The 14206-nt window shown below is 40.9% G+C and carries 15 protein-coding genes and 1 riboswitch; of the genes, 9 read left to right on the top strand and 6 right to left on the bottom strand.

The annotated features are described in order from the left end of the window. Positions 1-412: 412 nt before the first annotated feature. The gene (locus JL001_RS08055; protein WP_186755962.1) at positions 413-721 is read left to right on the top strand and encodes a helix-turn-helix domain-containing protein; all 309 of its coding nucleotides are present in this window, start codon (positions 413-415) and stop codon (positions 719-721) included. A gap of 165 nt (positions 722-886) precedes the next feature. After that, a complete protein-coding gene (locus JL001_RS08050) occupies positions 887-1162 on the top strand; it encodes a helix-turn-helix domain-containing protein (RefSeq protein WP_200975604.1) in 276 nt (91 codons plus the stop codon). 151 nt (positions 1163-1313) lie between these two features. Here the strand turns inward: JL001_RS08050 and JL001_RS08045 are convergent, their stop codons facing one another. The 4 genes from JL001_RS08045 to JL001_RS08030 all read right to left on the bottom strand — a co-directional run bounded on the left by JL001_RS08045 (position 1314) and on the right by JL001_RS08030 (position 4574). Further along, on the bottom strand, positions 1314-1967 hold the full coding sequence (locus JL001_RS08045; protein WP_370567407.1) for a DUF6266 family protein: 654 nt from the start codon (positions 1965-1967) through the stop codon (positions 1314-1316). Between the two features lie 412 nt (positions 1968-2379). Then, positions 2380-2913 (bottom strand): dihydrofolate reductase family protein, encoded by a 534-nt coding sequence (locus JL001_RS08040; protein ID WP_200975602.1) that lies wholly within the window; start codon positions 2911-2913, stop codon positions 2380-2382. Positions 2914-2984: 71 nt separating this feature from the next. Next, positions 2985-3722 carry an AraC family transcriptional regulator gene (locus JL001_RS08035; RefSeq protein WP_200975601.1) on the bottom strand — a complete coding sequence of 246 codons (738 nt, stop codon included), beginning with the start codon at positions 3720-3722 and terminating at the stop codon, positions 2985-2987. A gap of 201 nt (positions 3723-3923) precedes the next feature. After that, positions 3924-4574, bottom strand: coding sequence for an outer membrane beta-barrel protein (locus JL001_RS08030; protein ID WP_200975600.1), 651 nt, complete (start codon positions 4572-4574; stop codon positions 3924-3926). A 232-nt stretch (positions 4575-4806) separates the two neighbouring features. Here JL001_RS08030 and JL001_RS08025 point away from each other — a divergent pair, with 232 nt between their 5' ends. Then, positions 4807-5193, top strand: coding sequence for a heme-binding domain-containing protein (locus tag JL001_RS08025; RefSeq protein ID WP_192010602.1), 387 nt, complete (start codon positions 4807-4809; stop codon positions 5191-5193). Between the two features lie 212 nt (positions 5194-5405). Here the strand turns inward: JL001_RS08025 and JL001_RS08020 are convergent, their stop codons facing one another. Further along, on the bottom strand, positions 5406-5984 hold the full coding sequence (locus JL001_RS08020) for a YdeI family protein (protein ID WP_200975599.1): 579 nt from the start codon (positions 5982-5984) through the stop codon (positions 5406-5408). 516 nt (positions 5985-6500) lie between these two features. Here JL001_RS08020 and JL001_RS08015 point away from each other — a divergent pair. The 5 genes from JL001_RS08015 to JL001_RS07995 all read left to right on the top strand — a co-directional run bounded on the left by JL001_RS08015 (position 6501) and on the right by JL001_RS07995 (position 11694). Next, positions 6501-7550 (top strand): GntR family transcriptional regulator, encoded by a 1050-nt coding sequence (locus JL001_RS08015; protein ID WP_200975598.1) that lies wholly within the window; start codon positions 6501-6503, stop codon positions 7548-7550. A gap of 94 nt (positions 7551-7644) precedes the next feature. Further along, positions 7645-9093, top strand: coding sequence for a cytosine permease (locus JL001_RS08010; protein ID WP_200975597.1), 1449 nt, complete (start codon positions 7645-7647; stop codon positions 9091-9093). A gap of 11 nt (positions 9094-9104) precedes the next feature. After that, positions 9105-9284, top strand: coding sequence for a hypothetical protein (locus tag JL001_RS08005; RefSeq protein ID WP_200975596.1), 180 nt, complete (start codon positions 9105-9107; stop codon positions 9282-9284). A gap of 96 nt (positions 9285-9380) precedes the next feature. Continuing rightward, a complete protein-coding gene (locus JL001_RS08000) occupies positions 9381-10289 on the top strand; it encodes an alpha/beta hydrolase (protein ID WP_200975595.1) in 909 nt (302 codons plus the stop codon). 349 nt (positions 10290-10638) lie between these two features. Then, positions 10639-11694: a GntR family transcriptional regulator gene (locus tag JL001_RS07995; protein ID WP_200975594.1), complete on the top strand. Its 1056-nt coding sequence runs from the start codon at positions 10639-10641 to the stop codon at positions 11692-11694. A gap of 143 nt (positions 11695-11837) precedes the next feature. On the opposite strand, the gene JL001_RS07990 is transcribed toward JL001_RS07995, so the two are convergent. Then, complete coding sequence (locus JL001_RS07990; RefSeq protein ID WP_200975593.1) at positions 11838-13139, bottom strand: voltage-gated chloride channel family protein; 1302 nt, start codon at positions 13137-13139, stop codon at positions 11838-11840. Positions 13140-13172: 33 nt separating this feature from the next. Beyond that, positions 13173-13243: riboswitch (Fluoride riboswitch) on the bottom strand. Between the two features lie 59 nt (positions 13244-13302). On the opposite strand from JL001_RS07990, the gene JL001_RS07985 reads away from it, so the two are divergent. Next, positions 13303-14199 (top strand): TIGR01777 family oxidoreductase, encoded by an 897-nt coding sequence (locus JL001_RS07985; RefSeq protein WP_200975592.1) that lies wholly within the window; start codon positions 13303-13305, stop codon positions 14197-14199. Positions 14200-14206: the final 7 nt, after the last annotated feature.

The raw sequence follows: 14206 nt of genomic DNA, 5'->3' as shown, positions 1-14206 counted from the left end.
AAGTTTTGCAGATAGCGTTTGATTTTGGAATACTTAAGGTTAAAGAATTCCCTTGCAAGACTTCATAATGATCCTATGCAGAAACCTTTGCTTTGGAGGATAAGCACATTCCGGACACCTATGGAATATAAAATAGGAGGGCGTGGAACTCCACTTATCTAATCGGAGGTACTGGCATACCATTGGAACGATAAGAGAGCCCACGCCCGGGTCGTGAGCAAATCTGCTTATCATCTCGTTCCTAAAAGAAAAGTGCCAGTTTTCCGATTGGAGACTCAAAGCAATTGCTTCTAATATTTTCTGTCTTTAGAAGAATCGCAAATATATGTATTCATACCAAAGATAAAAAAAATATTTAAAGGATACATATATGTATCCTTTTTTTCGGTTTTAAAGCAGGAATTTTATTCTCATGAAAGAGAATAGTTTCAAAGAAGAGAAAGAAGCATTAGGGTATAGAATTAGAGAACTTAGAGAGAAAGTTATTGACGCTGAAACTAATAAACCACTTTCACAAGAAGAATTGGGTTATCGCACCGGTTTTGCCAAAAAAACAATTGGAGAGATTGAGAGAGGTAATACAAACCCTACCTACGAAACCCTCTTAAAAATATCGTTACAAGTAAAAGTGTCTATAAAGGAGCTCTATAACTTTGACATGAAAAAGTATATATCCTTAGCTAAAAAATCCAAGAATAAAAAAGAGAATATTATTAGATAGAAATACTTTATGTGATTTATTAAATAGGCCTTCATTTGAGATTAAGACAAATATACCCTATTGACAATTCGCTTATTTCGCTATTTTTTACAGTTTTTCGACCGATTTTTATATGGCTCTGAGGGGAGATAAGTGAGGAATTTAAGATTGCTAAATGGAAGAAAAGTGACTGAAAAGGAAAAACTTGGAAAATATTTATTAAAACTTAGGGAAAAAATACCAAGTAAAGAGTATGATAAAGAACATATTTCTCAACAAGAACTTGCTGACAATAATACTAGTTTGACCAAATTCTTAATTGGGACAATAGAAAGAGGAGAAGCCAATCCCACCTTAGATAAATTGATTTTTTTAGCCAAAGCATTAAATTTAAAAACAATAAGCCTATTCGAATTAGAAATTAATGTAGATAAGTATATTAAAGAACTAAAGAAAAAATAATCTCCCACACCCTAGTCCTCGTTTGTAACGAGGACTCCTAAATCTAAGCTTTTTAAACGCTATAATTTATTCTAGTGCCGCATTGCAAATGCTATGATTTAACAACCCGCGTTGCCAATGCGGTTTAGCTAGGGCTAATTAGGCCTCCCCTCTACACCAATCCCAAATACTCGCTATCGGAAAAAGTTCTCTTCTTCTTCCTGCTACTATAGTGATGGAAACTGATATAGGCATGCAGTTTTCCCTCATGTTCCTTGCCCCTCAAGACCTTGACATCCTGCTGCCCCGCAGACCGGAAATCCCCTTCCAGGACATATTCTACCCGCTGGTCTTCCGCATTGTAGAGGACTAGCATTGCCTGATCAAAATGTCCGGCACTGCCTTCGCCAATATTGTTTTCCCAGGAAAAGCGGACATGCTCATCATCTGCCCAACTCACCTGAGCATTTTTTGCTCCTGTCAGCGGGCCCATGCTTAGCTTTACCTGGGCAGGAACCAGCTGCAGGGGATCTACACCTCCACCATAAAAGGCGTTTCTTACCGTGTGCCCCATGGCCGCGTTCAAGCCCGTGCGCATGCCTTTGCGGAAAGCCTGAAAACCAAATTCAATTGGGATTTTCAAGGGCCTCAAAAAATGGGAGGCCATGCCGAATTTGTTCCTGTAAAGTTGTTGGATGGGGGAAGGTTCACCGACCTTGGGTTCCTCCACATACTCCCGGACATAGGTCTCTCCGTCTACTACATAAAAAACAACTCCCCCTACTTTCCCCCTGAGTTTGCTGAATATTCCATCTGCTTTTGCCATCATTAAAAAGGTTTAAAAGTAACACTTGCTAACAATAAATCTGTATAAGTTAAGCAATTACCTTACACCAATCAAGCATTCACCATACCCTTCCTCAGGATTGATCAAGGAACAATTCCAAATTATCTTCGGATTACACTCGGTAATATCCGAGCTTGATCCGAAGGTAATCCGAAGGAGATACCCGAGTGATCCAAAGGATATTCTGTTTTCCCCCAAATGGAAGTAAAGACAGTGTAAGGACTATCAGAGAGTTGGGGGTAATATGATAGAACCAAAAAAATACTAAAATATACCTGGGGCACAATTCACACTTCTAGTCCTCGTTTGCAAGGAGCCCTCCTAAATCTTTGTGTTTATCAACGCCATAATTACCCTAAAGCCGCATTGAAAATGCGGCTTAGAAAAGGCTTTACCTTTTTCGTCTGTAACATAACTGGACCAGTCCTGTATCAAATGTTTCTGCCTTTACAAATTCAAGCAATTGCTCGGGTCTTCCGTCCTTAAATAATCTCGTTCCATCGCCTAGTAACACAGGGACAACAGAAATGATCAACTCATCAACCAAATCATTTTTTAACAGTTCATTGATTACCTCTGCACCTCCGTCACAATAAATATGCTTACCATCTAGGGACTTTAATTGCTTGACCAAATCCACCAAGCTTCCGGTGTAAAAGGATGTCCTACCTGTTTTTGCTTTTGGGGTCCTGGTGATGACATATACATCCCGCTGTCCATTATCATAGTGAGATGGTCCTATTTCTCGAAGTACATAGTCATAGGTCTTTCTACCGATAATCAAGGTATCAATGGTCTCAGTGAATTGGGCATATCCATAGTCTTCGCCCTCCTTTTCTACCTGCTTCAAGAAGCTGAGGTCATCATTGGGCTTGGCTATATAACCATCTAAACTGCTGGCAATAAAAAGTGATACTTTACGCATGTCTCTTATTTTTAATGATACTACAAAATTAGCACTAGCGTATTAATGGTACTTTGTAAAAATACGACAATTTAAAGCTGTGATGGTACAAGCCCTGTAATTCGCTTGATTTCACGGTTCAGATGGGAATGATCATAATATCCGCATTCAAACGCAATATCCAATATACTTCGACGCTCACTTGAAGATTGAATTAGGCTTAAGGCACTTTGAAACCGGATGATTTTGGAATATTCCTTTGGTGTCAGCCCAACAAACTCTTTAAATATCCTTTCTACCTGCCTTATTGAGATATGGTTTTTCTTGGATAATTCTTCAATGTTTAAACGGCCCTTTGACTGATGTATATCTTTTAACAAAGGATTTATTCTATTGTATTTACAGTTCATTCTTTCAAGCAGGAATCGGTTTAAATAAGCATAATGATTTTCATCATAAAGCTTATCTTTATCAAAAGAAAGGCTTTGGTCAAATAGGACCGTTTGATTTTTCAGGTCATTTAAAGATGCGTAAGTGTAAAAAGATGAAAATGCAGAAGGCTTGAAACAAACGCCAGCTAGACATGTATTCTCATCCACAAAACTTTCTTTGAAAGTTGTCATTGCCCCCACTGCATAGGTTTTTCCATACTCCATAGCAAGCTCACCATTATCAGTTATACAACTATCTCCAAGATTGACCACTAGACCTGGACATCCATCTGGAAATATTCGTTCCCAAGCACTATCATTTTCTTCGCCCTTTAGCTCCCAAAAAGAATGTACATGATCCTTTAACTGATTACAGGGTTTTGTTTCTTGGTACTTCATCTATTTATAATACACAATAACGGTGAATATCCAGGGCATGGTAAGCTATAGTTATTTATCTCAATTTTCTACTCTTTTACTAGGAGAATGATTAAATCCAAGCGTTTTCAAGGTCATAAGTTCACCTCAATTACCCTACTCCAAAAGCACTGAATTCCTCCCCTGATACAAACATGGCTTAAAAAGCCTAAATAATACTCCCTACCTTAAAGAATAATTCACCTGCAAAAAGATGCTATTACTTCTTAGATTAAAGTCATCGGTCTTGTACAGGTCTGATAGGGCGGTTAGATAGCGATAGCCGATTCCTGCATCGAGCTTCTCTGCCAGTGCATAATAAATTCCTGCGCCAAGGAAGCCTTCTAAAAAATACCCATTACTTAATTCGTCCAGATCGTTTTTGACTTCAATATTATTTCTAAACCCACCTGTCAATACTGGCCTTAACCTGCCTGTTAAGAGACTATAATTTATGGACAAGGGAATGGTCAAAAACTGTTGTTTCACCAAGACTACTTCAGGATAAAAAAGTCTAAATTGTGTTAAGCATGAAGCACAGCTATAAGTCCCAGAAAAATCTTTATTGGAAAAAAGGATCCCGGAAGACAGGCTTAACTTTTTCTGAATATGATATTGACTTGATAAGCCCAAACTGAAATTAAACTGATCGAAATCAACCCCATACCCATTTACATTTCCATCCGTCACCAAATAGTTGTTATGGAAACGATCCATGGCCAAATCCATCTTATCCACTGAAAATTCAATCCCAAAACCCCACTGGCCTTTTTCTTGGGCATAAAGGCTAGTTTGGATCAGGAAAAAGGATAGTAAAAGAAGCTTTTTCATCATAATTAAAAATTGTTTTTCCCATGACGCTAATTTCTGCTCAACTGCTACAGTAAATAAATGTGGTCTAAAAAGGATGGCACAACAATTAAATCCGCCAAACATAAACCCAAAATCATCACCACACTTCTTTAAAGAGCATTAATACATATAAAAGCGTCAAAATAAATTATCGTACAATTGCACTAATGCATAATATTATCTATTATTCCTGATACAAACCTTCAACCACCATATGAAAAAGCTATTTTTAATTCCTATGGCCGCCATTATCGGCCTTTTGTTCTTTCAAGGGACTCAAAAATCTGAAACTCCTGACAGCCCAGAACTCCATGCTGTCATGAAGAAAATGCCCAAAAAGGTCAAGGCCATCGTTGATGAAAAATGCTATGGCTGCCACAATGCCAATGCAAAGAGCGAAAAGGCCAAGTCCAAGTTAGACTGGGATGCGCTGGAAGCTACCAAAAAGTCTGAGCAGATAGATGCCAAAGCAAAAATCTATGAGGTACTCGCAAAAGGGGATATGCCACCAAAAAGATTCTTGGAAAATAAACCTGAAGGGAAATTGTCCGAAGAAGAAATCGCTGCCCTAATGAAATGGAGCGCCGTTAAAAAGAAGTAAGCCTGAGCCATCCATAAATTATTCGCCACATGCCTCTAATACGGCCCTCATGATGTACGAGGGTCTGCTTAGAGGCTTGTGTTTATCAACACCATAATTATTCAATGAGCCGCATTGCAAATGCTCCGATTTAACAAACTGCGTTGCAAACGCGGTTTAGATGAAGACACATCATCAGGAACCATCCTCTCAAATCATAAGCCGCCTCTTCATCACCTGAACTGCTTGGGTCGCTCTTCTTTGCTTGCGCTCTCTATCAGTTCACTGATTCTTTTCTCTCTGGTTGCCGGCCTTTTTGCCATGGCTATCCATTGCAGTAGGGACTTTCTGGCAGACTTGCTTAAACTTAAGAAATAAGCTTTGGCCTTTGGTCTTTGTCCAAAAGCTTCCTCCAAGTCTGCTGGTATTTCCAACTTCTCTGCACTATCCAACAGGGTCCAGGAACCATTTTGCTTGGCAATCTTGACACTCTCCAAGCCCAATTCAGTCATCAGACCTGATGAGGTAAGTTGTTCGATTTTATCCTTGTTTATTTTTGACCAGATACTGTTCGGCTTACGTTTTCCAAAATACTGGATATATTTTTCCGAATCAATCGGTCGCTTGGTACTGTCAATCCATCCAAAACACAGCGCCTCATCGACAGCATCACTCCAAGAAAGGTTGGGCTTGGAAGAGCCCTTCTTGTGAATGATTAACCAAACAGCATCCTTTTGTTTATGGTTTTTTTCCAACCATTCCCGCCATTCCTTTTTGTTTGCAGGGTCAAAGCATTCTATTTCACTGTTCATTTACTTTTAATTTAGATTACCCCAGCCGTCTGGGAGTTCTGTCGATCTAAATTAACCAATCTAATTCCATTACCTAATTATGCTTAACCTGTTTGTTGTGCTATTAAGTAAAAGACTTTTAGCTCCAATGGCTGTTATTGCGGAGAGATCGATAATAGTGTTGCTCCCAAAAACGGACTATTATATAAAGGCATACCAGTATGCGCAATCGATTACACTATATATGATGTTTCATACGTTTTATTAAAAACTAATGAATTTTAAAGGGTCAATCAAAAAATCAGCAAGGCTTTATTATCCCATATTATTTCATTAAATTATTCTAAGAGTTCTCCCAAAGAATATTTTACCTAAAACCGTCTTTAATGGCTATATAAGAATTTAGACATGACATTTAACCAAATAATTCTAACCTTAAAAATGTCCGTCTATATAAAATAATTTTCGGTACTTGCTTGGTATGTCAAGTTATAGTTATATTACAATCGATTGCGCAATTAACCTGTAACCCCAAAAATGATCGAAGCTCCAACATCCATCCGAATAGATTCGGAGTCGCGGATTCCAAAATATCAGCAGATCGTGAACTCCATCATTGAGGACATCGAAAAGGGCAATCTTTCCGTAGGAGAGAAAATCCCTTCCATCAATGAAATCAGCGAAGAATATTACCTTTCCCGTGATACGGTAGAAAAGGCATACAACTTGTTGAAGAAGAAGAAAATCATTGTATCCGTCAAGGGGAAAGGCTATTATGTAGCCCGCAATGTCTCCCAATCCCAGATCAAGGTTTTATTTTTATTGAACAAACTCTCCAATTATAAACTTCGTATTTACAACTCCTTCGTCAACAGCCTTGGGCCGGAAACCCAGGTAGACCTGAACATCTACCATTGCGAACCGAAAAACCTGCTCAACCTACTGAATGAAAATGCTGGCGCTTATGACTATTATGTAGTCATGCCCCATTTCAAAGATGAACAGCTTCATCATAACAATTACAATGATGAGGTCATCCAGTGCCTGAAAAAAATCTCTCCCGATAAGGTCATCATCATGGACAATTACCTGCCCGATTTGGGAGATGAGGTGGCTTCCATCTACCAGGATTTTAAGATGGACATTTATAAAGCACTGAAAGAGGGCATTGCCAGGTTGAAAAAATACGATACACTGATCCTGGTTTACCCTGACAATACGATCTACCCTTATCCCAAAGAGATCAAACAAGGGTTTAAGAAATTTTGTGTGGAGTACGATCTCGACTTTGAGATCATCAATACCATCTACCCGGAAATGGAGCTCAACCCCAATGATGCTTATATTGTCATTGAAGAAAATGACCTGGTCAACCTGATGCGTCAAATTCGGGACGAAGAATACGAGCTGGGGGAAGATGTGGGGGTAATTTCCTATAATGATACGCCACTTAAAGAACTACTGGGCATCACGGTGATGTCAACGGATTTCAAGGTCATGGGTGAAACCGCCGCCTACATGATCAAAAAGCGTAAAAAAGAAGTGGTAAAGAACGTCTTCAACTTTATTGACAGAGGATCTATTTAGCAGTCTCACACAGCATTATCCATAACAGTACAGGACAGCATATTTCCTGTACTTTTTTAATTTCACTCGTACCCAAAATACGATTAAAGTCATCATGTCGCAAAAAAACAATCTTGTCAAAAAATTAGAGGCTGTCAATGAATACGAAAGAGAGCCTATCCCTAAAAGCAAATTGAAAAGCTGGAAGAGCTTTGTGGGCACCTATGCCGGAGAGCATACTGCTGGGACTGAATTTGTTTTAGGGCCTTTGTTTGTGGCGCACGGTGCCAGCGCAGTAGACATTGTTACAGGACTTTTGATCGGGAATATCCTTGCGGTATTGAGTTGGGCATTTTTCACTGGAAAAGCGGCTACCAAAACCCGCCTGACCTTGTATTACCAATTGGAAAAAATAGCAGGAAGTCGGTTTACCATGATTTATAACCTGGTCAATGCAGTAGCCTTTTGCTTTTTGGCCGGCTCCATGATCACAGTAGCTGCCACCGCTGTAGGGATTCCTTTTGACATGGCCATGCCTGCTTTGAACGATACCTTGCCCACCAGCTTGGGTTTTGTCCTGACCGTATTTGGAGTTGGGGCCATCACCACGGTAATCGCCATGTTTGGTTTTAACCAAGTGGTGAAGTTTGCCAATATCGCTGCCCCATGGATGATCATGATCTTTATTGCTGCTGCAGTGACAGTATTGCCTCGATTGGGGATCAATTCTATTGGTGATTTCTGGCCAGTAGCCCAAGAAACCATTTGGTCAGGTGTACCATTGGAAGGAAATACCAAATTTACCTTTTGGCATGTCATGTTCTTTGCTTGGTTCTGCAATATGGCCATGCATATCGGAATGGCCGACATGTCCATCTTGAGATATGCTAAAAAATGGACGGCTGGATTTGCAACTTCCACAGGAGTATTCTTAGGGCATTATGTGGCATGGATCGCTTCTGGCATTCTTTATTCCTTGTTTCTATTGGAGTCCGATAACAGCTTGACTTTTGCTCCAGGGCCTATCGCCTATGAGGCTGTCGGGATTGCTGGTGCCATCTGTGTGATCATTGCCGGCTGGACTACAGCTAACCCTACCTTGTACCGGGCAGGACTGGCCATACAGTCTATCAACCCCAAATGGAAGACTTGGAAAGTCACCCTTTTTGTGGGAATGATTACCACCATTGCAGCCTGCTTTCCTGCCTTGATGATGAAGTTATTGGATTTTGTAGCCCTATATGGATTGGTATTGATGCCATTAGGGGCCGTTGTCTTTATTGACATCTTCCTTTTGCCTAAGATGGGATTGAGATCAAACTATGCCGAAATCAACAAAAGCAACTTCAACCCTGCGGTGGGCATTACTTGGCTGGTCACCTTGGTATTTTGCGTAGGATTAAACTTCTATGGTGATATCGAAATTTTCTTCTTGGGACTTCCAGGATGGTTTGTGGCGGTGGTTGTTTACCTTATAAGCAGTAAGCTCGTCCAGAAAAACAGCAACCCTGTAGTAACACCTGCTCCAGAATCATCATCTCAAAAGACCGTTTCCATTTCCTAAAACAACCCAAAATGAACAACATAATTAAGCTCATCTCCTTTCTGGCATTGGCCCTGACCATTGTCCCTTCTTTTCTGGTATTTTCAGGTGCCATCGATGCTGACCTTTGCAAAACACTTATGTTTATAGGCACGGTGGCATGGTTTATAACTGCCCCTAAATGGATGAACCGAAAAACTGAGGAAGCCTAAACAGCAGCTTCCTCCAGCATTTCTATGAGCCAAAATCTTTCTATGACTCAAAGAAATTCAGTATATTTTCGGAATTCTTATCAAAAATAAACCCCAATGTTTAAGCTCAAGACCTTTATGGCTGCTGCCCTGCTAGCCCTGCCTTTATTTTCCTCAGCCCAACAAGAGACTTTTCCGCTTTATCCCAAAGGAGCACCACATACCAAAATGCTTTTGGATAAGGATCAAATCGGCAATGGTGGCCGTGTCGAAAAGGTGGCCATTCCACAAATAATCATTTATAAACCTCAAAAGGACAACAATAATGGCAAAGCTATCCTGATTTGTCCAGGTGGTGGCTACGGCATCCTGGCCATCCAGCATGAGGGCCATCAAATTGCCCGTTGGTACAGTGAAAGAGGTTATACAGCTGGTGTCCTCAAATACCGCCTTCCCCAAGAAGATTTAGTGACGGAATCTTGGAATGTCCCTTTAATGGATGCAGAAGAGGGCATTAGGTTTATGCGCAAAAATGCCAATAAATGGCACTTTGATAAAAATAAGGTAGGTATATTGGGCTTTTCTGCTGGAGGACATCTGGCATCATCGGTCTCAGTTCATAACCATCCTGCAGAAGGAAAAAACCCAAGCTCCAAACCAGACTTCAGCATCCTGATTTATCCTGTGATCAGCATGGACACCACCATCACTCATCAAGGCTCAAGACACAACCTTCTTGGAGATAAACTTCATACCGATCTGGAAACCTACTTTTCCAACGAAACCCAGGTTGACGAAAACACTCCTCCGGCATTTTTGGCCCATGCATGGGATGACAAAGGTGTGGTGGCAGAAAACTCCATCCGTTACTCAAAAGCCTTGCATGAACACGGCGTAAAAACTGAATTGCACCTGTTTGAAAGGGGAGGTCATGGTTTCGGGGCAGGTAACTCCAAAGATCATGGCAATGCCTCCAAGTGGCTGGAACTAAGCGATGCATGGATCCAGGATTTATTCCAAGAATAATTTTACAATGTAAGTTTCTTGCCAGTTTTTTATAAATATGACCGACCACTTTATTTATAAAAAAATGCATTTTAATTGTGTTGTTTAATCTTGGATAATTATATTGCAATACACGAGAGAAATCGATTGAATATTCAATGCCGTACTTCTTTCAATCAAAAAATAATTCTTAGATTAAAAGACTGCAATTAGTTTTTGATCTTAAAGTAGAAGACACATTTGATGTCCATACTGAGAGTTGTTAGCCCTAAGCTCAGTTTACTAATTTCCATTTTGACAGCCATTTAGGCTTGTTAACATTTGGTGTATTTTACAATTAAACCCTTAGTATTAACCAACTCCAAAGATTATGAATTTAGTAGCAAATGGGCTTTTTTTACAAATCGACAGTGAGTCCCGCATCCCAAAGTACCAGCAAATTGTAGATTCCATTATCAAAAACATTGAAAATGGCTATCTAAAAGTCGGAGAAAAACTACCTTCCATTAACGACATCAGCGAAGAATATTACCTCAGCAGAGATACTGTCGTCCGGGCATACAACCTCCTCCGTGAAAAAAAAATCATCACTTCCGTAGTCAGCAAAGGCTTTTATGTCAATAAAGCTGTCAACAGTTCCAATAGTCGGATCCTATTTATTCTCAACAAACTCAGCAATTACAAGCTAGAGATTTTTAATGCCTTTGTGAACAGCATGGGCTCTGACAACCAAATAGATTTGCGTATTTATCATTGTGATTCGCAGCTGTTGGTGAATATCCTTGAAGAAAATATAGGCGCTTATGATCACTTTGTGGTAATGCCTCACTTCAAGGACAACAAATCACGGCATACCAATCACGATGAAAATGTACTGAAATGCCTGCAACGTTTTCCTAAAGATAAGTTGGTCATTATGGACAACTACCTTCCGGAATTGGGAGAAGACATTGCCTGTATTTATCAAGACTTCAAGATGGATATCTACAATGCCTTGGAAGAGGCCATGGATCAGCTGAAGAAATATAAAAAACTAATTCTGGCTTTTCCTGACAATCCTATCTACCCCTATCCAAAAGAGATCAAGCAGGGCTTCCTAAACTTCTGCAACACCCATAAATTTGATGCGGAAGTATTGGATAAGATTTACCCCGATATGGAGCTACAGGAAAAAGATGCCTACATCGTCATCGATGAAAATGACTTGGTCAGCTTGGTGAAGCAAACCCGTGATATGCGCTATGAAATCGGCAAAGACATTGGGGTTGTGTCTTATAATGACACTCCTCTAAAGGAGCTTTTTGACATCACGGTGATTTCCACAGATTTTGAATTGATGGCAGAATCAGCCGCTTATATGATCAAAAAACACAAACAAGAGGTTGTCCCTAACATCTTCAGTTTTATAGATAGAGGATCTTTGTAAAGTACAACAAGGGAGGTCTAAACCATTGCGGAGTTGTTAGCGTTTTGTAGTCTAGCAATATAAATACCTAATGACTCCGCTTCTTGGATTGCTTCAACGCAAAATTGCTTTGAAATTGGAGGATAAATCCAGAAAAATCCCCATCAGTCCAAATCCCCTAGGTTCTTTCCTTTGCTATGATCCAGTGAAGAATGCTTCGGAGAGCCAATGACTTGGGAACCATAAATTCCCGAATGCCCACTAAACAAATAGGCTACCACACAAGCCAAACCTACATAAACCCCTGATTCGGCACCAAATAGTTCTATTCCCATCAAAGTACAAGAGAGCGGCGTGTTGGTTGCTCCAGAGAAAACCGCCACAAATCCCATCCCGGCCAGCAATGCCATAGGCAACGGAATCACACCCGATAACATATTGCCCAAGGTCGCTCCAGTGTAAAAGAGTGGCGTCACTTCACCCCCTTTAAAGCCTGCGCCCAAAGTCAAAGAAGTGAAACCTATTTTGGCCAAAAAATCATACCAAGGTAACTCTGCATCAAAGGCCTCCATAATAGTCGGTACGCCCAGTCCGATGTACTTAGTAGTCCCCACCAAGTAAACCAAAATAGCAACTATCGCACCTCCCACAACAGGTCGAAGTGGAGGATAATTAATTCCCTGCTTGAAGAGCTCCGCCCAAATATGGGTTGCCTTGGCAAAGAGCCTGCCTGCCAAACCAAAGCAGATTCCAGCAGGAATGATCCAAAGGACATTGGCCAAACTTAAGTCAGGAATAAAAGGGATATGATAATGGGTATGATGGGCATGCCAAAAGTCCGCACAAGCATAGTCCGCCACGTAAGCGCCCAAAAAGGCCGGCAGAATAGACTCATAACGAACGCGGCCAATCATCAGCCACTCCAAAGCAAAGATGGCCCCGGCCAAAGGTGTCCCAAAGATAGAAGCAAAACCTGCTGCCACTCCCAAAGTGATGACGGTCTTCCGGTCAATCGGCTTTAATTTAAACCACTTGGTAAACTGGTCAGCTATGGCGCCACCCATCTGCACAGCCGTTCCCTCTCGTCCCGCAGAGCCTCCAAATAAATGGGTCGCAATGGTACCAAACAGCACCAAAGGTGCCATCCGAAGGGGAATTGTCCTGAGCGGGTTATAAAACTCCTCCAAAAGCTGGTTGTTGCCTTTTACCACAGATGCGCCAAACTTATAATATACCCAGCCGATCAAAAAACCGCCAACAGGCAGTAGGGCAATCAGATAAAGGTGTTCCTCGCGAAAATCAGTTGCCCATTGTAATCCAAAAAGAAAAAAGGCGGAAGCAGAACCTACAAGCAAGCCAATAAAGATGGCCAAAACCAACCATTTTAATGTGTAAAGGAAGCTTGGATAAAATTCTGTTTGAACGAAACGCTTGAAATGTATTAATTCACGTGCCCTCTCCAACATAGCTAATACAGTCTATTTTATGGTGATACATAAGTTGAAGCAGGAGTCATCAGCGCTGAAAAAATCAGGGCGGTTAAAGGTGGTACCCCATCACCTCTGGGCAAATATATGCTAATTTTTCTTAACTTAAATTGATCTCAAGAGTTATTGAATAAAAACCATTATGAAAAACATTTTGATCACAGGTGGCTCAGGCCTTGTAGGAAAGGAGCTGACCAAAGCCCTTGAAAGTAACGGATATCAAGTCGCTTGGCTGAGTAGAAAGCCTGCCCTGCAATCTCAAAAATCATTCGGATGGGACGTCAAAAAACAAGAAATCGATCCTGAGGCCATACCTTGGGCCGATGCCATTATCCATCTGGCAGGTGCTGGAGTGGCAGAAAAACGTTGGACTCCTGAGCGAAAGAAGTTGATTTTGGAAAGTCGTACTTTATCTGCACAGCTCCTCTTTGATCAGGTGAGAGCACTAGAAAAGAAGCCATCAGTAGTGATATCTGCCAGTGGCGCTAACCTTTATGGCTTGGATAATGGAGACGAATGGATCAATGAAGAAAGCCCTGCAGGAAGTGACTTTCTCTCCCAGGTGGTGGTAAAATGGGAAAAATCTGTCCAGCAATTTGAATCCGTGGGCATAAGAACGGTTTGCTTACGAACCGGGGTGGTGCTCTCCAAAAAAGGAGGAGCGCTCCCTCAGTTATTACAGCCACCGGTGGCAGCCCCCTTGGGCTCTGGCCATCAGTATATGAGTTGGATCCACTGGAAAGACCTTGTGAACATGTACATCTTTGCATTGGAAAACACCAACATCACTGGCGGCTATAATGCTGTAGCTCCGAAACCCGTTACGAACAGGGAGCTGACGAAACAAGCCGCTAAATACAAGGGAAAAGTTTTTATTAATTTGCCTGTGCCTGGCTTTTTATTGAAAATTGTGCTGGGAGAAATGGCCAACATGATCTTGGGAGGAAGTAAAATCTCTTGTGATAAAATCATCAGTGGGGGGTATAAATTTGACTTCACCACTTTAGACCATGCTTTAAAGGATTTATTTAAGCCATAAAGAAAGA

It is taken from the genome of Echinicola sp. 20G, from assembly GCF_015533855.1.
GTDB lineage: Bacteria > Bacteroidota > Bacteroidia > Cytophagales > Cyclobacteriaceae > Echinicola.
Note: the sequence above shows the minus strand (reverse complement) of the source record. Positions and strands in the feature narration are given on the sequence as shown.